Raw genomic sequence first — 24,626 nt, forward strand, 5'->3', positions numbered from 1 at the left:
AAGTGGAGCTCTCGTCTTCTCAGGCCAACCCGATCTCCTCGCTGTAGGCCCCGTACTGGTCCTCGAAGACGCTCATGATCTCGCCCATCGTCGCGTAGGCTTTCACCGCGTCCACGATGTACGGCATCGCATTCTCGTCGCGCTCGCAGGCCTCGCCCAGTGCCTCGAGCGCCGCCTCCACGGCCCCGTCGTCCCGCTCTTCTTTCACCGACTCGAGGCGCTCGAGTTGCCGCTCGGCCGTGGTCTCGTCGATCCGGAGGACCTCGGGGCTGGTGTCCTCAGCTAAGGTGTACTCGTTGACGCCGACGACGACCTCCTCGCCGCGCTCGACGCGCTCCTGGTATTCGTAGGAGGCCTCCTGAATCTCCCGGAGGAAGTAGCCCTCCTCGATTCCGCGGAGGATGCCATCGCGGACGGAGCCGTCGCCCAGTTCGCGGATTTCTTCGATGTATCGCATCGCGCGCTGCTCGATCTCGTCAGTGAGCGCCTCGACGGCGAAGGAGCCGCCCATCGGGTCGACAATGTCGGCCGCGCCGGACTCCTCGGCGATGATCTGCTGGGTTCGCAGGGCGACGCGGACGGCCTTCTCGCCGGGCAGGGCCAGCGCCTCGTCGAAGCTGTTCGTGTGTAACGACTGCGTGCCGCCGAGGACGCCGGCCAGCGCCTGAATCGTCACTCGGACGACGTTGTTCAGCGGCTGCTGGGCCGTCAGCGACTGGCCGGCCGTCTGCGTGTGGAACTTCAGGCGCTTGGACTCGTCGGCTTCGGCGTCGTACCAGTCGTCCATTACGCGCGCGTAGATCCGACGGGCCGCCCGGAACTTCGCGATCTCCTCGAAAAAGGAGTTGTGACAGTTGAAGAAAAACGAGAGCCGCGGCGCGAAGTCATCGACCGCGAGCCCTCGCTCGACGGCGTCCTCGACGTAGCCGAAGCCGTCCGCGAGGGTGAACGCCAGTTCCTGTACCGCCGTCGAACCGGCTTCCCGGATGTGGTAGCCCGAAACCGAAATCGGGTGGAATTTCGGAGTCTCGGCGGTGCTGAACTCGACGACGTCGGTGACGAGGGAAAGCGAGGGTTCGGGCGGAATCACCCACTCCTTCTGTGCGATGAACTCCTTGAACATGTCGTTCTGGAGGGTCCCACGAAGGGTCCCGCGAGCGACGCCGCGCCGGTCGGCCAGCGCGACGTACATCGCGTAGATCACCGGCGCGGACGGATTGATCGTGAACGAGGTCGAAATCTCGGCGAGATCTATCCCATCGAAGAGGATCTCCATGTCTCGGAGCGTATCGACCGCGACGCCCTCTTTCCCGATTTCGCCCTCGCTCATTGGGTCGTCCGAGTCCAGACCCATCAGCGACGGCATGTCGAAGGCCACCGAGAGGCCAGTCTGGCCCTCGTCGATCAGGTAGTGAAACCGGTCGTTGGTCTCCTCGGCGGTGCCAAAGCCGGCAAACTGGCGCATGGTCCAGGTCCGCCCGCGATACATCGTCGGATACGGCCCGCGGGTGTAGGGCTCCTCGCCCGGAAAGCCGAGATCCTCGAGGTAGTCCAGATCGGCGATGTCGTCGGGAGTATACAGGCGATCGACCTCGTGGTTCGACACCGTCGCGAACCGCTCCCGTCGTTCGCCGTGGCTCTCGAGGACCGAATCGAGCGTTTCGGCCTCCCACCGCTCGCCGGCGTCGCGAATCTCCTCGAGATCGTCCTCGTCGTACATGGTCGTAATATTTGCCGACAACGCAATGAAGGTTCGGGCGCAATCGACCGCAGTGAGAACCAGCCGCCCGTCGGGCGTGTGGTGGTCAGAGTCGGCGGCGTTCGCCCGCGGCCGTGAGTCGATCGTCGGCCCAATCGACGGAGACGACGTTTGTCGGGGTTCCTGACAGCCCGTCGCGGCTGACAACCTCGAGCGTTCGGTTGCGGGCGTCGGGGGTAAACGGCGCGGCGGCCATGACACGGGCGACGTCGGCTCGTGGAATCGACCCCGAGACGGAGTCGCCGCCCTCACCGACGACGACTTCGCCGGTCGGCGGTTCGTTCGTGAGCCGTCCCGGCCGGACGATCGTATACTGTAGCCCGGACCGTCGCAGCGCCGTCTCGGCGTCGCGTTTCGCCGACAGCGAGCCCCGAACCACGAGCCGAGCCGGGAACGGCATCCCCGCCTTCGAGTTCCCGACGCCGATCGCGCTCTCGAAGACGAAATGAGAGACCTCCTCGGCCACCGCGGCGGTCACGAGGTTGACGACGCCGGTCCGGTCGACCAGTTTCCCGCCGGTCACGTGGCGGAAGCTCGGTGGTGTACCGAGCGCACAGCAGACGATGTCACAATCCTCGACCGCCGCGACGGCGTCGGCCGATTCGAAGAAGTCGGCCACCAGCACCTCGTCCGCCCCGTGGCGCTCGAGCGTGTCGACGTTCGCGTACGACCGCGTCGTCGCGCGGACGGCGAGGTCGGTCGGCCGCAGGACGGAGAGGAGTTCCTGTCCGGTCGCGCCGCTCGCACCGGCGATGAGGACGCGGTCGGGTGTGCGTGATCCAGCCATCGAGCGAGGTACCGCGCGGAGACGGAAAACCCTCTCCAGCGGTCGACGGCGCTGACCGTCCATTCGCGGAGAACGTGCGACGGCGTCGCAGGCGGGGCCCGAAACGGGGCGCTCACTCCGTTTCGGTGCCCGCTTCGTCGGACTGGAGTCGCTTCGTCGTCTGCACCAGCGGATGGCGCGCGTAGTCGACGATGTCGATATCGTCGATCCGCTCTAAGTCCTCCTTCTCCGCCGTGCGGGCCATCCCGAGATCGATCTCGTGGTCGACCACGATGACGTAGGCGTCCATCTCGTCGATCCCGAGCCGATCGGCCGCAAGCACGCGGTGGTGGCCGTCAGCTAACAGGAGCGTCCCGTCGTTATCGATGACCACCAGGGGTTCGGCCAGCCCCCGCTCGAGTTCGTAGCGCCGCCCCTCGAGTTCGTCGGCGTAGACCCGTCCCTGCGTGGGGGTGAGCTCGGCGAGGGCGATCGTGCGCCGTTCTTCGGATAGCTCGATCTCGTGGATCTGCTCTAAGGTCCGCATCAGCTTCCCGACCTTCTCGGGGGTCGCGCGCTCGATCTGACTGCGAATAACGTCGGCGTTGGAGATGATCCCTACGAGGTTGCCCGCGTCGTCGACGACGGGGAGCTTCTGGATGCCCGACCGAAGGATGACCCGGGCGGCGTCGTTTACTTTCATGTCGGGGTGGGCGACCAGTAGATCGGTCGCCATGACCTTGAAAATCGGATCGCCGTCGTCGGCGAGCAACAGGTCGCGGGCGCTAACGAACCCCTCGACGCGGCGGCGGTCGCAGACGGGAAAGCCGCTGTGCTCCTCGCTCTCGTCGATCCGCGTCGCGACCTCGTCGACGGTCTCGTCGGGCGACACCGTCGCTACGTCGCGTGTCATGTAGTCTTTGACTCGGGGCTTCGTCCGGTCCGACACGACCTCCATATCGCACCGAACGAGAGCCGCGCGCAAAAATACTGTTATGGCGTCGACCCCGATTCAGGCGGACTCGCCGTCGTCGCCCTCGCCGCGCTGGGTGAACAGCCATTCGCTAGTCTGCGTGTACGCCCCGACCGGAACGCCCGGCCGCGTCTCGAGTGCCTCGTAGAACCGGTCCATGATGACCTCCTCGACGACGCTGATGATCGACTCGATCTCCGCCTCGGTGTCGGCGCTGCCGAGAACACCGATCTCGAGTTGCGCGCCGGCCATGTCGGCGTGGCCGCCGGCGCTGCCGATCTGATCGAACGCGTCTCGGAGCGTCTCGCCGAGGTCGACGTCCGCCGCTCGCGAACGGGCAGACAGAAACACCATCTTGTCGTCGAACCCGAAGACGAGCGTCGTCTCGACGCCCTCCATCGCGAGTAACTGGTCTGCCGCCTGCGGCAACGCGTCGCGGTCACTGATCCGGCCAACGCTGGCGACGGCGACCGAGTCGCGCTGGTCGCGATTCTTGATCGCGCGCGCGATCGTCTCGAGGGTGTCGCCCTCGAGCGAGGGCTGTTCGATCTGGCGCAAGAGCGACGTATCGACGTGGGGATACAGGCGCGACGCGGCCCGGAAGTCGGTGGGCGAGACCTCTCGCGTGAAGTCGCTCGTATCGACTCGAATGCCGTACAAAAGCGCCGTCGCCGTCGACGGATCGAACGCGAGATCGAACCGATCGACGTACTCGGTCAGGACGGTGCTGGTCGCGCCGACTCCCTGACGAAGGTCGACGAACTCACCGGGGACCGGCCCCCGGGGCGGGTGGTGGTCGATGACGATGTCTGGGCAGAGGTCCTCGGGCAATTGGTCGTTGACGCCGGGTCGCGAGTGATCGACGAGCGCGAACGCCGCGTACTCCTCGAGCGACTCGTCGTGATCCACGTTGCGCAGGTCGAGATCGAGCAGGTTGACCATCGCCCGGTTCTCCTGGTGGGAGATGTCGCCGAAGTAACAGGCGTCGGCGTCGATCCCGACCGATTCGGCGACGTCGACCAGCGCCACCGCGCTGGCGATGGCGTCCGGGTCCGGATTGTCGTGGGCCACGACCGCGAGCCGCCCGTCGATCGAGGACAGCAGCCCCCGGAGTTCGATGGCGGCCTCGGCCGACGGGCTCGCGGCGTCCTCGAGCACCCGATTGGCGATGGCCAGCGACGGGTCGATGAGGCGGTCGGCGAGGTCGTCAAACCGCTCGCGATCGGCCGCGGTCGCGTTGCCGCCCGTGTAAGCCACGATCGACGCGTCGGGAAACCGATCTCTGGCGGCCTCGAGCGCGGCTCGATTGACGTCGGTGCGGTCGCCGGCGACGAAGACCACGTCCGGCGTATCGACGGTCGCAATGGCCGCCGGATCGGCGGGATCGGCGCGTCGAGCCGGGATGCTCTCGTCGCGCAGCGTCTCGACGACGCTCTCATCGTCGGTGATGGCGAGCACTCGCCCGCCGTCGCGCCCGGACAGCCGCTCGGTGACCTGCCGGCAAATGGTCCCACAGCCGAGCACGAGCCAGAAAACCATTTATCGCGGCTTGCGACCGCGACGGGTAAAAGCTACCGGGTCTCTCTCAAGCGACGACCGCGGTGGCCGCCTCGATCGCGGCGTCTTCGATCAGACCGAACGCCGGCAGGATGAGGACCGTGATCACCGCAGCGACGACGACCGCCGCGTAGAGCCCGATCGGCTGGGCGAGCCGGTCTCGGTCGAGAATCGGGTCCTCGATCCAGAGCGCTTTGACCAGCCGCGAGTAGTAGTACAGCGACAGCGCGCTGTTGACGACGAGCGCGCCGGCGAGGACGAGCAAGACCGCGTTGTCCGCGGCCGCTTTGAGCGTCGCGGTGTAGAGAAGATACTTGCTCCAGAAGCCGCCGAACAGCGGAATACCCGCAAGGCTGAACATGAAGACGGCCATCGCGGCGCAGGCGACGGGTGCCTGCTTCGCGAGGCCGTTGTAGTCCTCGAACCGGGGGCCGACGCCCCAGTACTCGGCCAGGCCGACGAACAGGAACGCGCCCGTGTTCATGAAGCCGTAGACGAGCAGGTGCATCATGGCCGCACCCATGACGAGCTCGCTGGCCTCGGTAGAGAGGGCCGCGAGCCCGATCAGCACGTAGCCGGCGTGGCCGATCGAGGAGTAGGCAAGCATCCGCTTGACGTTCTCCTGGGTCGCCGCCGCGAAGTTGCCGACCGTCATCGTGACGAGCGCGAGGATCACGAACGCCCACGTCCACTCGACGCCGATGACGTCGGTCGTCGCCTCGATCGGGAACGCCGTCGTGAACACGCGGAACGCGAGCACGAAGCCGGCGGCCTTTGAGGCCGAGGAGAGGAACGCCGAGATTGGCGCGGGCGCACCCTCGTAGGCCTCCGGGGCCCAGAAGTGAAACGGCACGCTCGCGGTCTTGAACGCGATCCCGCCGATCAGCATCAGGATGCCCAGTCCGAGCAGGCCACCCATCTCGCCGGCGTTTTGCAGTCCCGTCGCGATGTCCGGGAGTCGCAACGAGCCGGTCGCGCCGTAGACCAACGAGACGCCGTAGACGAAGATCGCCGAGGACAGCGCGCCGATCAGGAAGTATTTCAGGCCCGCTTCGACGCTGCCGCGGTTGTCCTTTAGGATCGCGACCAGCGCGTACGACGGCAGGCTCGTCAGCTCGAGGGCGATGAAGATCGTCACGAGGCTGTTCGAGGCCGCCATCATCGACATCCCGGTCGCAGCGAGGATCATCAGCGAGTAGTACTCGGCCTGGTAGGAGTGATCCCGCAGGTAGTCGTAGCTCGCGACCGCGACAAGCGCGGTGACAGTCGCGATGATGATCATGAAGTACAGCGCTAGCCGGTCGACGATGAACTGACCGCCCATGAGATCGATGACGCCGTAGTTCTCGATCCCCGTCGCGCCGACGCCGGCGGCGGTGAACCAGACGGCGACGGCCAGCGAGGCCAGCGAACCGACGACGGCGGTGCCGGCGAGCAGCGGACGGTTCGTCGAGCGCGGACTACTGCTGTCTAGCAGGAACAGGACGATCGCCGTCCCTGCCAGGATCAGGGCCGGTGCGAGCGCCGTCCACTCGGGGAGTTGCACGACCGCCATCAGAGCCCACCTCCCTGTCCGTGAATAATCGGATCGATCGCGTCAGTTATCATGTTGAAGATCAGATCGGGGGCCACGCCGAGCGCGATAATCAGTCCTAGCAGGACGATCATCGACGCCACGTCGTGGACGGGCGCGCGGCCCACTTCGTAGTCGGTCTCGAGTCGATACGGGCCAAAGACCGTCCGCTGGAGCGCGAACAGAAGGTAGCCGGCGACGAGGACGATGCCGAACATCGCAAGCGCCGTAAACAGCGGCGAGTACGCGAGCAGATCGGAGCCGAACGCGCCGAAGAAGATGAAGTACTCGGCGGCGAAACCGGACATCAGTGGCAGCCCCATGTAGCCGAACGCGCCGGCGATCAAGACGCCGACCGCGATCGGCATCCGGTCTGCCAGCCCGGACATGTCGGTGACCATCCGGGTGTGGGTGGCGTTGTAGATGACGCCGACGGCCATGAACATCAGCCCCGAGATGAGGCCATGGGAGACCATCTGGAACGTCGCACCGCCGACCCCGAACTGGGTGTAGGCGACCAAGCCGAGGATAACGTAGCCCATCGACGAGACCGACGAGTAGGCGACGATCCGTTTGAGGTCCGTCTGGGCAAGCGCCAACATCGCGCCGTAGATGACGCTGATAACGGCGATCGCCGCGATCGGCACCGCGTAGGTCTCGACCTGCTCGGGGAACATCGTGAAGTTAAACCGCAGCAGGGCGTAGGTCCCCATCTTCAGCAGGACGCCGGCCAGCAACACGGACGCCGGCGTCGGGGCCTCGACGTGGGCGTCCGGCAGCCACGTGTGAAACGGCACCACGGGCACCTTCACCGCGAAGCCGAGGAACATCCCGATAAACACCACCGAAGCGAGCGTCGATCCGCTAAGACCGGCGAAACCATCGGGGCCGCCCTCGAGCATCGCCGTCGCGATCTCGGGCAGTGCAAAGGACGAGACATCGAGCCCGAAAACCAGCGCGATAAAGGAACCAAACATCACCAGCGACGCCACGTTCGTGTAGACGAAGAACTTGATCGCGGCGTACTTCCGGCGCGGACCGCCCCAGATCCCGATCAGCAGGTACATCGGGATCAAGACCGCCTCCCAGAAGACGAACCACAGGAAGAAATCAAGCGCCGAGAAGACGCCGATCAGCATCGCCTCGATGAACAGGATCAGGCCGTAGAACTGCGATTCTCGCTCGTCGATCGGCGTCCACGAGCTGACGATCGCCAGTGTACAGAGGATCGTCGTCAGAATGACGAGCGGTAGGCTGATCCCGTCTAAGCCGACGAACCACGAGATCGTATATCCGCCAACCTCGAGCCACGCCGTCTGCGACTCGAACGCGAGGTCGCCATTGAGCAAGGCGTTCCCGCTGCCGTCGAAGGCGCTAAACAGCCATAGCGACAGCGCAGCCGGGACGAGACTGATCGCAAAGGCCAGTTTGCCAGCGATACGATTCGGCGCGACGAACGTTACCAGCGCGCCCACCAGAGTCACCGCGATCAATGCTTCGATCATCATACGAACCACCCTCCGAGAGCGCCGAGGATCAGCAGTAAGCCGATAAACCCGGCGACCAGCAACGCCGCGTAGTTAGTCACGATACCTGTCTGCAGTCGTTTCATCCAGTCGCTACCAAAGAGACTGATCGTCGACGTGCCGTTGACGATCCCGTCGATGACCGTCTGATCAAACCGGTCGGCGGCTCGAGCCACCGGGAGCGTAACGCCGCGGGCGAGCCAGACCTGATACTCGTCCTGGTAGTAGTTGCTCTTCAGGACGCGGTACGCACCGCCGAGCTTGCGCGTATGCCGTTCGGGCTCGGGTACGTTGTACAGCGTGTGGGCCGCGAACGCACCGGCCAGTGCCAGCCCAAGCGAGAGGCCCGCGCTCACGAGCATGGTGGTCGTCTCGGAGCCGAGCATACCTTCCTCGAAGGCGACCGTCTCGTGGTAGGCGTGGTAGGTCAGTCCCTCGACGTGGCCGTACTCGCCATCGAGCCAGAACTCGAGCCAGGTGATATCGAGGTGGAGCAGTTCGGCGACGGGAGCCATGTTCGCGAGGCCGGTGACGGTCGCGAGGACGCCCAGTGCGAGCAGCGGGACCTTGATGGCCCAGCCGATCGACTCGGGGTCCTCGGCCGTCTCCGAGCGGGGCTCGCCGTGGAAGGTCAGGAAGACCATCCGGAAGGTGTAGAAGCCGGTGAAGAACACCGCCACGAGACCCATCGCGTAGGCCGCGAGGATCACGGGCTGCTCCAAACCGACCGCGAGCGCGTCGAACAGCACCTCGTCTTTCGACCAAAAGCCCGAGAAGGGGACGATCCCCGCGAGCGCGAGCGCGCCGGCGAGGAACGTGTAGTAGGTGATCGGTGCCTTCTCCTTTAAGCCACCCATCTCCCACATGTCCTGTTCGTGGTGCATGAGGATGATGACGGCTCCGGCACCGAGGAACAGCAGCGCCTTGAAGAAGGCGTGGTTCAGCAGGTGGAAGACCCCGGCGACGTAGCCGCCGACGCCGAGTCCGAGCATCATGTAGCCATACTGGCTGATCGTCGAATATGCCAGCACCTGCTTGATATCGTCTTTGACGACGCCCATCGTCGCGGCAAAGAGCGCGGTGAAGCCGCCGACGAAGGCGATGATCGCCAGCGCGGTCGGGGAAAGCGCGTAGTAGCCGTACATCCGCGCGACGAGGTAGACGCCGGCCGCAACCATTGTCGCCGCGTGGATGAGCGCGGAGACGGTCGTCGGACCCTCCATCGCGTCGGGCAGCCAGGTGTGGAACGGGAACTGCGCGGACTTGCCAAGCACTCCGCCCAGCACGAGCAACCCGGTGATCGTCACCCACGTCTGGGCGTCGAAGCCGAACAGCGTCGCGCCGTCGTCGATTGCCGTCTCCGCGGCGGTGACGAACGACTCCTCGCCGGCGAAGCCGACCGTGCCGAACGTCGCCGCGATGGCGACGACCCCGACCAGGAAGAAGTAGTCACCGAAACGGGTGACGAGGAACGCCTTCTTCGCGGCCGAGGGGGCCGATTCCGTGCGGAACCAGAACCCGATCAGCAGGTACGAACACAGCCCGACGAGCTCGAAAAACATGAACGCCATCAGCAGGTTATCAGCGAAGACGAACGCGAGCATGCTGAAGGTAAAGAGGCCGAGTTCGGCGTAGTACCGCCGCAGCCCGGTCTCCCCTTCGGCATTCATGTAGCCGAGACTGAACACGTGGACGAGCAGGGCGACCAGCGAGACGATTACCAGCATAAGCGCCGAGAGCGGGTCGATCAGCACGCCGAACGAGAAGGCGATCCCCTCGGCGTTCGTCGCGCTGGTGGCCGCGCCGGCTGTCCACTCGTACAGCGTCGCGTGATGTGCGTTTCCGCCCGCGACGCTTGCGAACATCACGAGCGATAGCAGGAGCGAGCCCGCTGTCGCGATGATACCGGGAAGCGCCCCTTTCTTCGGCAGGTGTTTCCCGAACAGCAGCGTGACGGCGAAGGCCACGAGCGGGAGCACTGCGATCGCCGGTGCAAATCCGAACGGTCCTGTTGCTGTCGCTGCCATCTTACCACCTCATCGTCGTTGGAACCGTGACGTCGACGTCACGGAAGTTGCGGTACAGCACCAGGATGATCCCGAGTCCGACGGCCACCTCGGCGGCGGCCAGCGCCATCGTGAACAGCGCAAAGAGTTGGCCCGTGAGGTTGCCGTGATAGAACGCGAACGCGATCAGGTTGACGTTCGCCGCGTTCAACATCAGTTCGACGGACATCAGGAACAACAGTGCGTTACGACGCGTCAGAATACCGAATAGGCCGATACAGAACAGCGCCATCGACAGCAGCACGTAGTACTGCACGTCGACGGTCATCGGCTCTCACCTCCTGTCTCGGATCTCCCACCATCGGATCGACGCTCCGACGAGGGTTGCGATCCGCTCGCAGACCGCTCACCGCCGTCGGCAACGGCTGGTTCCGCTCCCTCGGTGGTGCTCGAGGCCTCGCCGGTCGACGAGAGTGCGGCGACGGGTTCGCCGCCCTCCTCGCGTTTCGCGAGGACGAGCGCGGCGTCGAGTGCGGCGTCGAGCGCGACCGCGACGAGCAAGACGGCGGCGAGGAACGGTTCGGTACCGCCGACCGTCTGCAACTCGTCGAAGCCGAACAACGCGTAGCCGAGTTCGGCCGTAATCGAGATATCGTCGGGGAAGCCGGCCCCCGCGGCCTGCGTCATCGGCTCGAACGTCGTGTTCAACGCGATGAGCGCCATCACGGCGAACAATCCGACGGCGAGTAACCCCGGAACGAGCGGTTTGCCGAGCCGGAGTTTCGGTCCGGTCGTCATGCCTGTACCACCTCTGTATCGGCGTCGGAGTCGCGCTGGGTCAGCATTACGGCGAACGTGATAAGGACGAGGACCCCGCCAACGTAGACGAGAACCTGCATCATGGCGACGAACTCCGCCGCCAGCATCACGTAGTGGGCCGCCACGCTGAGCAGCGCCACACCCAGCAGGAGCGCCGAATGCCACGGGTCCTGCACGAGTACGACACCCACCGCGCTGGAAAGCGTGACGAACGCGAACAGCGCGAACGCGATCAGCTCGTAGTTCATGGTTTGTTGATAGTGCCCGTTTGCGGGACGGGCGGACCCGTTACTGGTAGTCGACCTCTCCTTCGCCCTCGCCGACCCACGCGCCTCGATCTGGTTCGCGCGAGGCCAGCGGGTCGATATCCTTGTACCACGGTACTGCTTTCAGCTGCTCTTTGTTGTAGACGAAGTCGTGTTTCGTGTCCGCGGTGAACTCGAAATTCTCCGTCAGCAGGATGGCGTCGACGGGACAGACCTCCTCGCAGAGCCGGCAGTAAATGCACTGTCCGATGTGGAGGTTGTACTGTTCGCCCTGTCGCTGATCGTTCGTGACGATCTGAATCGTGTCGTTCGGACAGACGTTTTCACACTGCCGACACCAGATACACCGCTCCTGACTGAACTTGTGGACGCCGCGAAAGCGCGGCGAAACGTCGGGTGCGGTCTCCGGATACTCCACCGTGAAGGTGGAGCCGTCTAGCGCATGCTTCATCGTCGTTGCCATCGATTTGAGTATCCCGATCATGCTATCAGCCCCACAACCGCTGCGGTCAGGATGAGATTGGCAAAGGAGAGGACGAGCAGTCCCTTCCAGCCGATCTCGATCAGTTGGTCGATACGAACGCGTGGCACCGCCGAGCGCAGCCACTGCGTCGCGAGGAACACCGCCCAGATCTTGATGAGGAACCAGACGATGCCGAGTGCCGCCGGCCCCGGACCGGCTGGGCCGCCGAGGAAAATTGTCGCGATGATCGCACCGCCGAGGAAGATGTGGAGGAACTCTCCGAGATAGATCAGCACGAAATAGACCGAGGAGTACTCGGTCTGATACCCCGCGACGATCTCGGTCGGTGCCTCCGGCGTGTCGAAGGGGTTGCGCCCGACCTCCGCGAAGTTCGCGACGAGGAATAGAACGAACGCGAAGGGGTTGACCAGCGCGTACCACGTTGGAATCGAGATACCCGCGATCTCCACCAGCGTCTCGTGCTGTGCTGCCACGATCTCGCCCATCTGTAAGGTACCGGCGAAGATCACGACCGACATCCCGGTGACGACGAGCGGGATCTCGTAGGCGATGTTCTGTGCCACCGCCCGAAGCCCGCCGATCAGCGAGTACTTGTTTGACGATGCGTAGCCGGCCATCACCAGCCCCAGACTCGCGATGCCCGAGACCGCAAAGACGTATGCGAGCCCGACTTCGGGGTCGGCGAGTTGAATGCCGCTTCCCATCGGGATCACGGCGAACCCAAGCAGCGCCGAGCCCGCAACGACGATCGGTGCAAGGTCGTAGGCCGGTCGATCCGCGTTCTCGGGGACGACCAACTCCTTCGAGAGGAGTCGGACGGCGTCGGCGACGATAATGAGGATGCCCGCCGGCCCGAGCCGATTGACCGCGATTCGGTCGGTAAAAGCGGCGGTGATCTTCCGCTTTGCCCACGGCCCTGCGACGCCGGTCATCGTGAGCATTAGTGTCCCGACGAGGGCGGCCGCGATGAACGCCGCGAGCAGTTCGCCGCCGAGCCCGAATCCGTCGAGACCGGTCAGCTCACCGATCCGTTCGGGGAGCAAGACCGTATCCTGAAGTGGTACCGCCGACGTCGCGGCAACCGCAGCCGCGGTCTGTACCCCGGACATACTATCGGTCCACCTCCCCGAGGACGATGTCGAGGCTGCCCAGCGACGCGATTAGGTCCGGCACGTACTCGCCTTCGGACAGCTCAGGCAGTGCCGCGAGGTTGTGGAAGCACGGACTCCGAATCTTGAATCGGCCGGGTTTGTCCGTCCCGTCCGAGCGAATGTAGATCCCGAGTTCGCCCTTCGCGCCCTCGACGGCGCGGTAGATCTCAGAGTCTGCGTCCGGCTTCAGCGTTCGCGGCACGTTGGCCTGTACCTCTCGTTCGTCTTCGGGCCAGTCCTCGAGCAAGTCGAGACACTGTTCGATGATCTTCGCGGACTCCTCGACTTCCTGCATGCGTACGAGGACGCGGCTGTAGTTGTCACAGCCGTCCTCGGTGACCACGTCCCACTCGAGGTTGTCGTAGTAGCCGTACGGATCGTCTCGGCGGAGGTCGTAGTCGATCCCCGAACCCCGAGCGACGGGGCCGGTACAGCCGTACTGTTTGGCCACGTCGGGCTCTAAGATGCCGGTGTCGTGGGTTCGGATCTGGAAGATCTCGTTGCTGGTGAGCAGATTGTGGTACTCGTCGACCTTGGCGGGGAGCCCATCGAGGAAGTCCCGCGTCTTCTCAATGAACTCCGCGCGGGGCTCGGGGAGGTCCCAGGCGACCCCGCCCAGCCGGAAGTAGTTGAACATGAGCCGCTGGCCGGTGAGATCCTCGAGGATGTCCTGGACGACCTCGCGGTCGCGCATGCCATACTGGAAGATAGCGGTGAAGTCGCCGTAGACGTCCAGTGCGAAGGTCGCGAGTGCGAGCATGTGCGAGGCGATCCGGCAGAGCTCTGCGCCCATCGTCCGGATGACCTGCGCGTAGTCGGGGACCTCGATATCCGCGAGGTCTTCGGCCGTTCGCGCGTAGGCCCACTCGTTCAAGAGTCCGGCCGAGACGTAGTCCCAGCGGTCCGGGTAGGGCATGATCTGATGCCGATAGGTCCCCTGCTGGCACATCTGTTCCTCACAGCGGTGCAGGTAGCCGATGTCGGGGTCGACGTCGACGACCGTCTCGCCATCCAGAACGGTCTCGATGTGGAGGACGCCGTGGGTCGCCGGATGATGGGGACCGATGTTCAGGAACATCGTGTCCGACTCGTCGTCGCGGTGGTCCGGCCGGATCGGATTGGCGTGCTCCGTGAGGGTGACGATCTGGGGTTTCTCCTGATCGTAGTCCCGCGAGAGCGGATGGCCCTGCCAGGTCTCGGGCAGGAGAATCCGTCGGGGATCGGGGTGACCCTCGTAGTCGATGCCGACGAGGTCGAACGCCTCGCGCTCGTGCCAGTCGGCGGTCCGGAACACCGGTTCGGCGGTCTGACTGACCGGCTCGTCGGTGGTCGTTGGCACGACGACGCTTACCCCCTGGGTCGGGTCGGCGTACTTCCGGAGGTGGTAGATCGACTCGTAGCGATCCGAATACTCCTGGGCGGTGAGGTTAGCAAGGTGGTCGAATCCGGCCTCGTCCCGGAGGTCCGTGAGCACCTCCTGCACGTCGTCAGGTCGGATGACGAAGCCGGGGGCGTTCAGGTGATCGTCTCGCGCGAGCGCGCGATCACCGATGATTGCCTCGAGGTCGTCCTCCGAGACCTCGATCGGCGGCCGCTGCTCTCGCTCGAGTCCCGTGCTCATGGTGAATCAGCCCAGTTGTAGCGCATAACGAGGTCATCTTCGTCGATATCGTCGGCGAGTTTCTGGACGAGTTCGTCTTTCGGCAGGTCGCCGAACTCCTCGAGTTCGTACGGTTTGACGACGACGGGGGTCGACTCGCCGTTGCGGATCCGCTCTTGGAGTTTGGCGATGCCGTAGACGAGCGCCTCCGGCCGCGGCGGGCAGCCGGGGACGTGGATGTCGATGGGAATGATCTCTTCGGCACCCTTGACGACGTTGTATCCCTCCTGGAAGGGGCCGCCGGAGATCGTACACGACCCCATCCCGACGACGAACTTGGGTTCGGGCATCTGGTCGTAGACTCGCTTCATGCGCGGGCCGAACTTCGAGACGATCGTCCCGGGGACGATCATCACGTCGGCTTGGCGCGGTGACGCGCGCGGAACCCCAGCGCCGAAGCGGTCGAGGTCGTGTTTGATCGCGTAGGTGTGCATCATCTCGATGCTGCAACACGCGATCCCGAACTGCAGCATGAACATCGAGTTGCCCCGGACCCAGTTCATGAACTTGTCGAACTTCGTGAGAATGAACGGGGTCGAACCGAAGGCTTCGCGAAGCTTGGAGTTGAATCGGTCGTCGGCACCCTCGCCGATCCGCGAGTCGCGGGTGTCCGTCGACGGTGCGGTGCTGCTGTGAATCGATTGGCGTGGTTGATCGCTGCTCATAGTCTGTCTGTCTCCAGCTGGCGGGGTGTCCGTGCCCACTGTACCGCGCCCTTGCGCCACGCCCACGCGAGTCCGACGAGCAGGATGGCGACGAACAACAACATTGGCCCGAGCGCGCGGACCAGCGGGATATCAGCGGCGAGCGCATCTTGATAGGCGACCGCCCACGGGAACAAGAGGACGGTCTCGATATCGAAGACGACGAACAGAAGCGCAACCATGTAGTACTGGATGTTGAACCGGATGCGCGTGCCGCCGGTCGGAATCTCGCCACTCTCGTAGGTGGCGCGTTTGCTCGTTTCGGGCACGGTGGGCCGCAGGAGATACGATACCGCCATCATGCTGAACGGTATCAGTACCCCGACGAGCGCCAGCGCCCCGATGGCGATCCAATCATTCATCTCGGTAACGTTCGGAGCTTCAAACCGCATGCATATAAGGGTTGATTCTTCGTTTTTCCGGGGCACGCGGTCCCGTATCGCGATTTCAGCTTGAGCCGACCCTCGTAAATAATCACCTTAAACTATATATAGCCGATTGAAGCGTGACCGGGCCGGAAATACGATCTTACTCGAGGCGGAAACGACTCGATACGCGGGTGGGACCGAGACCGCTTCTCTCGCGAACGGATTCGACCGACCGTGCCATCACCGGACGAGAGAGGCGAGCTGATCGGTTCGCGCTGCGTTCCGTCAGTCGCGCTGTCGAAACGCCGGCGTCCCGCCGTCGTGGAGCTCTCGAGAAACGTTTCCGACGCCCGCGCGCAGAGTCTCGTGGTACTCGACCAGTCGCTCGCGGACCGCGTCGTGCTGTCGAGCGAGGATCTGGGCGGCCGATAATGCGGCGTTAAACGACTTGCCCGCGTCGACCGCGACCAGCGGTGCGCCGGTCGGCATTCCGATAACGCTGTCGACGGACTTCTCCTGGACCGGAACGCCGATGACCGGCAGCGGGTACGCGATCGACGCGGTCATGTTCGGCAGATCCGCAGACTTGCCGCCCGCGCCGGCGATGAGCACTTCGAGGCCGCGATCCTCGGCCGTTTCGGCGTACGCCGACATTAAGTCGGGCGTGCGATGGGCGGAGGTGACGTAGGTCTCGAACGTAAAGCGCTCAGCGGGCGCGCTCGCGTAGTCCGTCTGTTCGGCGAAGCCGAGTTCGTCGACGAACGCGTCGTAGGCTCCGCGCCGTTTGCCACCGGTCATCATCGTCTCGAGGTCGGAGTCACTGCCCATCACAATTCCCACGTCGGGAGTTTCCTCGGCCGGGCGGTCCTGATCGGCTTCGTCGTGCAGGCGATCGATCAAGTCTGAGACGCTGTCGCTCATGTCTGGTCGTGGTCGGGCGAGCGACTTCAAACAGTGGCAAACGGGCCGCGAGCCCGGGGCGGCTTGCGATCGAGCGACGTTACGATCGGAACGTGACCGCGTCCTCGAGGTCGCGCGCGGTCTCGAGCAGATCGTCGACTGAGGCGTCCGCGTCGCCGCCCGAGAGCGTTACGTGCCCCATTTTCCGCAGGGGCCGGGCCTGGCGCTTGCCGTACCAGTGGAGGTTCGCGCCGGGCGTCTCGAGGATGGCGTCGATATCGCCCAGTTGCGCGGGTCGCTCCTCGTCGACGTCGGCGAGCAGGTTCTTCGAGACCGTCGGCGAGCGCAGGTCGGTCGAGCCGAGCGGCCAGCCGAGGACTGCCCGGGCGTGCTGTTCGAACTGGGAGCTCTCCGCCCCCTCGATCGTCCAGTGGCCGGAGTTGTGCGGACGCGGTGCGATCTCGTTGAGTAGAATCTCGCCCTCGCTTTTTCGCGGGCCCTGCCCGCTCGAGTCGTCCGAGGCGCTTTGCGCCGCGCTCGTCTCGAACAGTTCGATCCCGTAGACGCCGCGTCCATCCATCACCTCGAGCACGTCGCGCGCGACCGCGTGAGCGCGCTCGGTGACGGCCTCACTCGAGCGCGCGGGGACGATCGTCTCCCGGAGGATCTCCTCTTCGTGGACGTTTTCCCCGAGCGGGAAGGTCGCGATCTCGTCCTCGCCCTTGACCGCGATGACAGAGACCTCGCGCTCGAAGTCGACGAACGACTCGACCATCGCGGGGCCGGCGACCGACTCGAGGGCGGCTTCGGCCTCGGCTTTCGACTCGACGGGGACGTTGCCACGGCCGTCGTAGCCGCCGGTCCGGGCCTTGAGCATCACAGGCGCGCCGTAGTCGTCGATCGCTGTACGAATGTCGTCGGCGTCGTCGACCGCGCGAAACGGCGGCACCGGAACGCCGGCGTCCTCGAGTTCGCGCTTCTGGACGAGTTTGTCGTGAATGGTCTCGAGCGTCGACGGGTCCGGGTGAACGGGCGTCCCGGTCTCCTCGCTGACGCGCGCCATCACGTCTTGGTCTGCGAGCTCGATTTCGAACGTGAGCACGTCCGCCCGCTCGGCGAGGTCGCGGATCCCGTCTTCATCGTCGAACTCGGCGACGAGCTGGTCGCGGGCCACCGGCGCGGCCGGACAGTCCGTCGTCGGGTCGAGGACGATCACGTCGACGCCCAGCGGCGCGGCCGCCTCGGCGAGCATCCGTCCAAGCTGTCCTCCGCCGACGACGCCGATCGTCGGTCCCGGCGTTCGTAACGTCGTCATTGCGCGCCGGTTGCCGTCGCCCGCGCTTAAGAATTCTCAAACGGCCCGGTCGATCGCCGAGCGGCCGCTCTTCCTATAAAAATCTTGGTGTAGAGCACCTGTCCTGGAAATCGGATGATGCTTTATAACTCGGTGACCGTCCACAGCCACGTGTATGCAACGCGACGTTTCGCGACGCCGGCTCCTCACTGGGGGGTGCCTCGGAGTGATTGGATCGCTCGCCGGCTGTCTCGCGACCGGAAGGGGGGCGACGGAGACCGTGACGAAGACCTACGGGACCGACGATCTCGAGGCGCTCTCGTTGGTCGCCGAGAACGGCTCCGTTACCGTCGAGGGAAGGCAGAGAGACGGAATCGAGATTCGAGGCCGCAAAGCCGCTCCGACCGAGGACGCCCTCGAGTCGCTGACCCTGGAGACCGACCGGAGCGACGGTCGCCTCACGGTGAAAACGAACCGAGACGAGACGCCGTTCCTCATCGGTCCGGATTCCAAGCTGGACCTCGAGGCCGCGGTTCCGGCGGGAATCCGGCTCGCGCGTGCGAAGACGACCAACGGAGACATCGAGGTACGCGACGTGGCGGGCGAACTGGTCGCGGACACGACGAACGGCCGAATCGATGTCGAGGGCGTCGACGGCGGGTTCGTCGCCGACAGCACGAACGGGACGATCCACGCGGCCGAGGTCAGCGGTGACGTGCGTGCGGAGACGACAAACGGCACCATCGACGCCACTCTCGCGGCGGACGGCGGCGATCTGACCGTCGACAGCACCAACGGGGACGTGACGGTTCGCGCGCCGCCGTCGCTCGACGCGACGGTCACCGTCTCGACGACGAACGGCGACGTGTCGATAGCGGGATTCGACGGTTCGGACGTCTCGAGCGAGGGGGACGTCGAGACGACACTCGGCGACGGAACGCGGACGGTTCGTATCGAGACGACGAACGGGAGCGTGACGGTTCAAAGCGAAGACGCGTCGTAACGCCGTCAGACGAGCGTTTCGTGATCAGTCAACGGATATATTTAGGTTCGATCCGGCGGCGGTGCGTCGGCGCGTAGTCGCCCGAGAACGGTACCTCTTTTACCCGCCCTCCCCACCGCTCGCCTATGACCTCGCTCGGACTGGTGGTCGCGGAGTTCAACCGACCGATCACCGAGCAGATGGAGCAGGAAGCGCTCGAGGCGGCCACCACAGCGGGTGCCGAGGTGTACGAGACCGTCCACGTCCCGGGGGCCTACGACGCGCCACTGGCGGCCGACCGGCTCGCCCGCCGCGACGAGGTCGACGCAGTCGCCGTCGTCGGCACCGTCATCACCGGCGACACCGACCACGACCAGGTGATCACCGACGCCACTGCCCAGCGACTCTCCGACGTGAGTCTCGAGCGCGACACGCCCGTGACCCTCGGCGTGACGGGGCCCGGCATGTCCGCCGCCGAAGCGCGCGAGCGCGTCGAGAACGCAGCCAAGGCCGTCGACGGCGCGCTCGACCTCGTCGACGAACTCCCCGACCCCAGTCCCACGAATCCTTCCGATCCACAATGACGATGGAATTCACCGACCGCGTAACCCGAGTCGAACCGTCCGCAACGCTCGCCATCTCCGCGCTCGCCACCGAACTCGAGGCCGAGGGCGCGGACGTCGTCGACCTCTCCGTCGGCGAGCCCGACTTCCCCACGCCCGAGAACATCATCGAAGCGGGCCAAGACGCGATGGACGCCGGCCACACCGGATACACCACCTCCGCCGGCATCCTCGAGCTTCGCGAAGCGATCGCCGACAAACTGGCCGACGACGGCCTCGAGCACACCGCCGACGAAATCATCGTCACGCCCGGCGCGAAGCAGGCCCTCTACGAGATCGTCCAGGTGCTGATTCAGGACGGCGACGAGGTCGCCCTGCTCGACCCCGCGTGGGTCTCCTACGAAGCGATGGTGAAGATGGCCGGCGGCGACCTGACCCGCGTCGACCTCTCTTCCCACGAGTTCCAACTGGAGCCCGCCCTCGACGATCTCGCCGACGCCGTCTCGGACGACACCGAACTGCTGATCGTCAACTCGCCGTCGAACCCGACCGGCGCGGTCTACTCCGACGCCGCCCTCGAGGGCGTCCGCGATCTGGCCGTCGAGCACGACATCACCGTCATCTCCGACGAGATCTACAAGGAGATCACCTACGGCGTCGCGCCGACGAGTCTGGGCACGCTCGAGGGGATGGCAGATCGGACCATCACCGTCAACGGCTTCTCGAAAGCCTACTCGATGACCGGCTGGCGGCTTGGCTACTTCGCCGGCCCCGAGGAACTCGTCGATCAGGCCGGCAAGCTCCACAGTCACTCGGTGTCGTCGGCCGTCAACTTCGTCCAGCACGCCGGACTCGAGGCCCTCGAGACCGAAGCCGCCGTTGCGGAGATGGTCGAGGCCTTCGAAGAGCGCCGCGACCTGGTCGTCGACCTGCTCGACGAGCACGACGTCGACGTGGCGGTGCCGGAGGGCGCGTTCTACATGATGCTCCCGGTTGACGACGATGATCAGGCCTGGTGTGAAGGCGCAATCGAAGACGCCCACGTCGCGACCGTCCCCGGCAGCGCGTTCGGCACGCCCGGCTACGCACGAATTTCCTACGCCGCGAGCGAGGAGCGACTCGAGGAGGGTATCGAGCGGCTGGCTGAAGAAGGGTACCTGTAAGTCGGCTACCTGCAGTCCTGTTTTCGACCACGAGTATCGCCACTGTGGAGTAAAGACGAGGAACTCGGTCGAAATCGGCCGGCGATCATCTGTCACCCGTTCGATCTCGAGCACGTCGAAGACACACACGATAGACACCGTGGTCGTGCTCTGTCGGACCTGTCATCGGCGCACCGAAGAGTGACAGAGAGCCGTATCGGCTGCCGCCGAAAAGTAACATTATTGTGCGACGGCAGTCTACCATGCGACTGAAGTCCCGTTGTGGTGAGCAAATCTGTACTGATTTGCGAGGCTCGCGGGATGGCGAATGATCTGAGAAGTCCCGTGGTGTAGTGGCCAATCATATGGGCCTTTGGACGTGTCCGGTTTAGGCCGTCACGGAAGTAAGCCCATGACGGCGGTTCGAATCCGCCCGGGACTATTTTCGCGCGAACAACACCGTGAGCGCGAAATATCCTCGGCGGTTCGAACCCAGAGGACGAGAGGATTCGAGTCCTCGCGGTTCGAATCCCCGATGAAATATAAGAGGTCGTCTGCCACTATGGCCGGCGACGGTTCGTCTTTGACAGAACGGGTCATCACGTGCCAGAACGAGACCGCTAGATCTCGCGCTGTTCGACCTCCGGCACCTGCGGCCGACTCGAGCGACCGATCCGGCTGTACGCGAGATGACCACCGATCGCACTGAGCGACGTGAGGACCAGAAGCGAGCAGAAGTACCACGGTTTTGATTGGACCACCAGCAACCCGCGAGAAGCGGCGGGCACGACCCCGAGCGCCAGCAGGTAGAACGCGGTCAGGAGGGCGAGCGACGATCGCCGGTAGCCGTGCCAGTAGAGGAGGGCGACAAGAACGCCCGACAGCAGCCCGAGTTGGCCGGAGTGCAGTTCGGGAACCGTACTGAAGATCGACGACAGGACGGTCTCGACGGTAGCCATGGATGTGGTTCCCTCGAGAGGACGACCGTATGACCGAGCCTGCAATGATGTGCCCATTACGGTACGGTCGGAACTCTCGAGCGAACGAGCTCCAATCGGGAACCAAGAGAGCGTTCAGGGAATGCTCGGTCCAGACGCGACCGGAGCTCCGGCGATGGCGGCCGGAGTAATCGCAGCAACGCCGTGTTTACTCGCGTTCGCTGTCCTGCGATCGAGGGTCGTGCTCCTGGAGGTCCTCGAACACTCCCTCGAGCGTCCCGCGAGTGTCGGCGACCGTCGCACCGACGAGACCGCCGATCGCGCCGCCGGTGCTCGCAGCGTTCCGGCTGAAGAGTCCGCCGATCGCCGCGCCGATCGCTGCGCCCATCGCCGCGTAGCGAGCGCGGAGCAACACCTGCTTGAGTCGTTCTCTCATGTGTTGTATATCGGTACTATGACGGATAAATATGTCTCTCGAACGCGTCCGTGAAAGCGGACCCGGCGACTCGAAGGGGCAGTCAGGGCTGCTGTAACCGGGTACTGGCGTCCCCGGGACCCGCTTTCCGGGGGACGCCGGACCTGACGCCCAGTGGACCGTCTCAGAGGAGCGTCTCGAGCGCGGCCAGCGACTCGAGAACGTGATCCGGCTCGATATCGGATGCGGCGAGGGCCGCGCGATCGGTGATGCCGGTGAGGACGAGGGCCGTCTCCATGCCTGCCCGGTTCCCCAGGGCGATGTCGGTGTCGAGTCGGTCGCCGACGACCAACGTCTTCGTCGGATCGGCATCCAGTCGGTCCATGGCGGCGGCCGCGACGGACGACGGTTTGCCGAGGATCGCGTCCGGCTCGCGGCCGGCGACGGCCTCCATCGCGGCCAGGATCGCGCCCGAGCCGGGGATCTCCCCCTCGTTGATCGGGATCGTCGCGTCCGGGTCGGTGCCGTAGAACGGCACGTCACCCTCGAGCGCTCGCAGGGCTTCCCAGAGCGTGCCGAAGGAGAAGTTCCTGTCGAACGAGCCGAGCACGACGTCGGCCGCGTCGGGATCGCTCGTCAGTTCGACGGCCGCCGCCGTCAAGATGGCCTCGAGTCGCTCGCCGCCGACGAGATAGACCCGTTCGCCGGGATGAGTCGCGGCGAGATACTCTGCCGAGACTGTCGCGGACGTGAGGACGGTGTCCGGGTCGACGTCGATCCCGTAGGGCGTGAGCTTCTCACCGTAGTGGTCGCTGCCCCGCGTGGGATTGTTCGAGAAGAGCAAACGCGAGCAACCGGCCGTCTCGAGCGCGCGCACACCGTCGGCCGCGCCGGGTAGGAGTTCGTCGCCCCGGACGATCGTCCCGTCGACGTCGAGGATCGCCGCCTCGTACTCGATCATCGGCAGCCGATACGGTCGGTCGGCGATTGAGTGTTGGGATCGGCGACTCGAGCGGGCAACGGGTCGGACCGCCGGGCTCCGGGGAACCTCCCATCTCACTGTCGATCGTAGCGCAGCATCTGCCACTCGACGTCGAACCTCCTGAGCCGCCGACGTTGGGCGGGCCGCAGGACTTGGACGGTGAGCGACGTGCTGGAAAACGACTACACCCACCGTGATGGGGAGGTGCTCGGCTACACGTGGGAGTGACGGCTTCGCGGAGCACACTCGAGATCGCGACGGCGCAACCTGCACACGGAACGGCCGCGAGGTGGGAATTCTTATCCGCCGACCCGACCTACGACCGCCCATGACACTCGAGGTCGTCCCTCCCGAACCCCCGGAACTGGAGTTCGTCGATCCGAACGAGTATGACGACGCGACGATCAGCGCCGACGGTGCCGAGGAGATCGACTATCGCCGTGAGGAGCTACAGGCGTTCCTCGAGGAGGGGGCCTGGGAAGCGGCGTTCGACGAGTGGCGCGCGGACACCGATCTCGAGGAACGCGAGTACGGGATCGCTCGCGACCTCGATCTCTTCGCCGAGTTCGACTTCTTCTGGGACGATTTCGCGGACCGCGTCGGCTATCACGCGCCCGGTATTCCGGAGGACTGGCAGGCCCGCGAGTACCACCCTGATCTCGATACCTGGGGTACGGTCTCCTCGATCAACGCCGAGCTTACCGAGTTCGGCCAGATCGTCTCGGTGACCCTCAAAGAGGAGTACGTGGACTGGGAGGCCGAATACGAGCCGCCGGAGGATCTCCCCGACTTCGACTGATCGCGAGCGTCGGTTCGGCGCTCGACTCCCGGTGGCCCAGTCGAGGCGTCGTCGGACGATCGTCCAGTCCCCTCAGCGCGTCGCGACGATCGCGATCGTCTCCGGACGCTCACGGGCTCGTTCGATTTCGAAACCGGCGGCCTCGAGTCCGGCGGTCGCGTCGGCGAGACTGAACCGCTCCTCGACCGGCGGGCCGTCGTCTCCCTCGCCGTCGGCCGACCAGTCGACCGTGACGAGCCGGCCGCCGGGACGAATCACGCGCGCCAGTTCGGCCAGCGCACCGTCATCCGCGCCGTCTGCGGCCGGCGACGCGTATTCGTGGTGGGTCATGGTCGAGTAGGCTCCGTCGAGGTGGCCGTCATCGAACGGGAGTGACGACACCTCGGCCGTCACGAACTCGACGGCGTCGGGGACGCCTTTCTCCCGGTAGTAGTCGTGCATCGCCGGTTGCACGTCGACCGCGTACAGCGTATCGACGAACGGTGCGACATCGTCGGCGTAGAAGCCCGTCCCCGAGCCGAGATCAGCCACGACACCGTCGGCCGACGGCTCGAGCATTGCGAGCAGTTCCTCGCGAGAACAGTAACGATAGCGCCCGGGGTCCTCGAGGGACGCCGCCCGCTCGGTCGGAAAGGTGTGAAAGCCCATACGACCGATCCGTGCCGTCGAGACTTCCACGTTACGCCTCCGACGGCGTCGCTCCCGAGAGACATGAATGCGTCACTCGAAACTCGCCTCGCTATAGTTCGCGGGTGGCTCCGATTCGGTTACCCGCTCCACTCGCCGGCGAGGTCGCCGGCGATGTTCTCCCGCCAGTGGTCGAAGGCGTCCTCGCAGTCGGCGCTATCGTGAATGTGATCGACGAAACCGGCACCCGGTGACGCGAGTTCGTCGCCGCAGAACGGGCAGGTGATCGGATCGATCCAGTCTGTGGTCGTGTTCGCTGCCATTGGTGCTGCCATCTATCATTATCTATCATATAGGACCTTCCCATTAAGG

At 65.0% G+C, this 24,626-nt stretch carries 26 protein-coding genes and 1 tRNA gene; 5 read left to right on the forward strand and 22 right to left on the reverse strand.

The genetic code is table 11. The annotated features are described in order from the left end of the window. Positions 1–19 precede the first annotated feature (19 nt). From ACJ70B_RS03345 to ACJ70B_RS03425, 17 genes are all read right to left on the reverse strand, one after another. Positions 20–1,720, reverse strand: coding sequence for a methylmalonyl-CoA mutase (locus ACJ70B_RS03345; RefSeq protein ID WP_408959003.1), 1,701 nt, complete (start codon positions 1,718–1,720; stop codon positions 20–22). Between the two features lie 85 nt (positions 1,721–1,805). Continuing rightward, positions 1,806–2,546: an NAD(P)-binding oxidoreductase gene (locus ACJ70B_RS03350; RefSeq protein WP_408959004.1), complete on the reverse strand. Its 741-nt coding sequence runs from the start codon at positions 2,544–2,546 to the stop codon at positions 1,806–1,808. Between the two features lie 112 nt (positions 2,547–2,658). After that, complete coding sequence (locus ACJ70B_RS03355; protein WP_408959005.1) at positions 2,659–3,483, reverse strand: CBS domain-containing protein; 825 nt, start codon at positions 3,481–3,483, stop codon at positions 2,659–2,661. Between the two features lie 54 nt (positions 3,484–3,537). Further along, a complete protein-coding gene (locus ACJ70B_RS03360; RefSeq protein ID WP_408959006.1) occupies positions 3,538–5,037 on the reverse strand; it encodes a DHH family phosphoesterase in 1,500 nt (499 codons plus the stop codon). 46 nt (positions 5,038–5,083) lie between these two features. After that, entirely contained in the window at positions 5,084–6,610 is a 1,527-nt protein-coding gene (locus tag ACJ70B_RS03365) for an NADH-quinone oxidoreductase subunit N (RefSeq protein WP_408959007.1), read from the reverse strand. Continuing rightward, entirely contained in the window at positions 6,610–8,136 is a 1,527-nt protein-coding gene (locus tag ACJ70B_RS03370; RefSeq protein WP_408959008.1) for a NuoM family protein, read from the reverse strand. Before ACJ70B_RS03370 ends, ACJ70B_RS03365 begins: the two co-directional genes overlap by 1 nt. Then, entirely contained in the window at positions 8,133–10,181 is a 2,049-nt protein-coding gene (nuoL, locus tag ACJ70B_RS03375) for an NADH-quinone oxidoreductase subunit L (RefSeq protein WP_408959009.1), read from the reverse strand. Before nuoL ends, ACJ70B_RS03370 begins: the two co-directional genes overlap by 4 nt. A gap of 1 nt (position 10,182) precedes the next feature. Further along, positions 10,183–10,488: an NADH-quinone oxidoreductase subunit NuoK gene (gene nuoK, locus ACJ70B_RS03380; RefSeq protein WP_049988572.1), complete on the reverse strand. Its 306-nt coding sequence runs from the start codon at positions 10,486–10,488 to the stop codon at positions 10,183–10,185. Then, positions 10,485–10,958, reverse strand: a complete 474-nt coding sequence (locus tag ACJ70B_RS03385) for a hypothetical protein (RefSeq protein WP_408959010.1) — start codon at positions 10,956–10,958, stop codon at positions 10,485–10,487. The genes nuoK and ACJ70B_RS03385 overlap by 4 nt, the downstream gene beginning before the upstream one ends. Then, the gene (locus tag ACJ70B_RS03390) at positions 10,955–11,227 is read right to left on the reverse strand and encodes an NADH-quinone oxidoreductase subunit J (RefSeq protein ID WP_408959011.1); all 273 of its coding nucleotides are present in this window, start codon (positions 11,225–11,227) and stop codon (positions 10,955–10,957) included. The genes ACJ70B_RS03385 and ACJ70B_RS03390 overlap by 4 nt, the downstream gene beginning before the upstream one ends. A 40-nt stretch (positions 11,228–11,267) precedes the next feature. Next, positions 11,268–11,729, reverse strand: coding sequence for an NADH-quinone oxidoreductase subunit I (locus tag ACJ70B_RS03395; protein WP_006181257.1), 462 nt, complete (start codon positions 11,727–11,729; stop codon positions 11,268–11,270). Continuing rightward, positions 11,726–12,838, reverse strand: a complete 1,113-nt coding sequence (locus ACJ70B_RS03400; protein ID WP_408959012.1) for a complex I subunit 1/NuoH family protein — start codon at positions 12,836–12,838, stop codon at positions 11,726–11,728. The genes ACJ70B_RS03395 and ACJ70B_RS03400 overlap by 4 nt, the downstream gene beginning before the upstream one ends. Position 12,839: 1 nt before the next feature. Beyond that, positions 12,840–14,501 (reverse strand): NADH-quinone oxidoreductase subunit D, encoded by a 1,662-nt coding sequence (locus ACJ70B_RS03405; protein ID WP_408959013.1) that lies wholly within the window; start codon positions 14,499–14,501, stop codon positions 12,840–12,842. Continuing rightward, a complete protein-coding gene (locus tag ACJ70B_RS03410; protein ID WP_408959014.1) occupies positions 14,498–15,205 on the reverse strand; it encodes an NADH-quinone oxidoreductase subunit B in 708 nt (235 codons plus the stop codon). The genes ACJ70B_RS03405 and ACJ70B_RS03410 overlap by 4 nt, the downstream gene beginning before the upstream one ends. Next, entirely contained in the window at positions 15,202–15,606 is a 405-nt protein-coding gene (locus tag ACJ70B_RS03415) for an NADH-quinone oxidoreductase subunit A (protein WP_408959015.1), read from the reverse strand. The genes ACJ70B_RS03410 and ACJ70B_RS03415 overlap by 4 nt, the downstream gene beginning before the upstream one ends. Before the next feature lie 291 nt (positions 15,607–15,897). After that, a complete protein-coding gene (locus ACJ70B_RS03420) occupies positions 15,898–16,533 on the reverse strand; it encodes an AIR carboxylase family protein (protein ID WP_408959016.1) in 636 nt (211 codons plus the stop codon). A gap of 79 nt (positions 16,534–16,612) precedes the next feature. Next, the gene (locus ACJ70B_RS03425; protein ID WP_408959017.1) at positions 16,613–17,827 is read right to left on the reverse strand and encodes a 5-(carboxyamino)imidazole ribonucleotide synthase; all 1,215 of its coding nucleotides are present in this window, start codon (positions 17,825–17,827) and stop codon (positions 16,613–16,615) included. Between the two features lie 154 nt (positions 17,828–17,981). Between ACJ70B_RS03425 and ACJ70B_RS03430 the strand changes: the two genes are divergently transcribed. The 4 genes from ACJ70B_RS03430 (at position 17,982) to ACJ70B_RS03445 (ending at position 20,935) form a co-directional block, all read left to right on the forward strand. Beyond that, positions 17,982–18,809: a DUF4097 family beta strand repeat-containing protein gene (locus ACJ70B_RS03430; RefSeq protein ID WP_408959018.1), complete on the forward strand. Its 828-nt coding sequence runs from the start codon at positions 17,982–17,984 to the stop codon at positions 18,807–18,809. A 125-nt stretch (positions 18,810–18,934) separates the two neighbouring features. Beyond that, on the forward strand, positions 18,935–19,372 hold the full coding sequence (gene ribH / locus ACJ70B_RS03435; RefSeq protein ID WP_408959019.1) for a 6,7-dimethyl-8-ribityllumazine synthase: 438 nt from the start codon (positions 18,935–18,937) through the stop codon (positions 19,370–19,372). Further along, complete coding sequence (locus tag ACJ70B_RS03440) at positions 19,369–20,514, forward strand: pyridoxal phosphate-dependent aminotransferase (protein ID WP_408959020.1); 1,146 nt, start codon at positions 19,369–19,371, stop codon at positions 20,512–20,514. The genes ribH and ACJ70B_RS03440 overlap by 4 nt, the downstream gene beginning before the upstream one ends. 318 nt (positions 20,515–20,832) lie before the next feature. Beyond that, a tRNA-Gln gene (locus ACJ70B_RS03445) sits at positions 20,833–20,935 on the forward strand. Between the two features lie 178 nt (positions 20,936–21,113). Here the strand turns inward: ACJ70B_RS03445 and ACJ70B_RS03450 are convergent. The 3 genes from ACJ70B_RS03450 to ACJ70B_RS03460 form a co-directional block, all read right to left on the reverse strand. Beyond that, the gene (locus ACJ70B_RS03450) at positions 21,114–21,452 is read right to left on the reverse strand and encodes a hypothetical protein (protein ID WP_408959021.1); all 339 of its coding nucleotides are present in this window, start codon (positions 21,450–21,452) and stop codon (positions 21,114–21,116) included. Between the two features lie 187 nt (positions 21,453–21,639). Then, entirely contained in the window at positions 21,640–21,867 is a 228-nt protein-coding gene (locus ACJ70B_RS03455) for a hypothetical protein (protein ID WP_408959022.1), read from the reverse strand. Positions 21,868–22,030: 163 nt separating this feature from the next. Beyond that, complete coding sequence (locus ACJ70B_RS03460; protein ID WP_408959023.1) at positions 22,031–22,807, reverse strand: HAD-IIA family hydrolase; 777 nt, start codon at positions 22,805–22,807, stop codon at positions 22,031–22,033. A gap of 349 nt (positions 22,808–23,156) precedes the next feature. On the opposite strand from ACJ70B_RS03460, the gene ACJ70B_RS03465 reads away from it, so the two are divergent. Further along, positions 23,157–23,627 (forward strand): hypothetical protein, encoded by a 471-nt coding sequence (locus ACJ70B_RS03465; protein ID WP_408959024.1) that lies wholly within the window; start codon positions 23,157–23,159, stop codon positions 23,625–23,627. Between the two features lie 72 nt (positions 23,628–23,699). Here ACJ70B_RS03465 and ACJ70B_RS03470 read toward each other — a convergent pair whose 3' ends face one another. Both ACJ70B_RS03470 and ACJ70B_RS03475 read right to left on the reverse strand, forming a co-directional pair. Further along, complete coding sequence (locus tag ACJ70B_RS03470) at positions 23,700–24,275, reverse strand: class I SAM-dependent methyltransferase (protein WP_408960072.1); 576 nt, start codon at positions 24,273–24,275, stop codon at positions 23,700–23,702. A gap of 119 nt (positions 24,276–24,394) precedes the next feature. Next, the gene (locus ACJ70B_RS03475) at positions 24,395–24,577 is read right to left on the reverse strand and encodes a hypothetical protein (RefSeq protein ID WP_408959025.1); all 183 of its coding nucleotides are present in this window, start codon (positions 24,575–24,577) and stop codon (positions 24,395–24,397) included. Positions 24,578–24,626: the final 49 nt, after the last annotated feature.

The organism is Natrinema sp. 74, from assembly GCF_046097095.1.
In the GTDB taxonomy this organism is placed as follows: Archaea; Halobacteriota; Halobacteria; order Halobacteriales; family Natrialbaceae; genus Natrinema.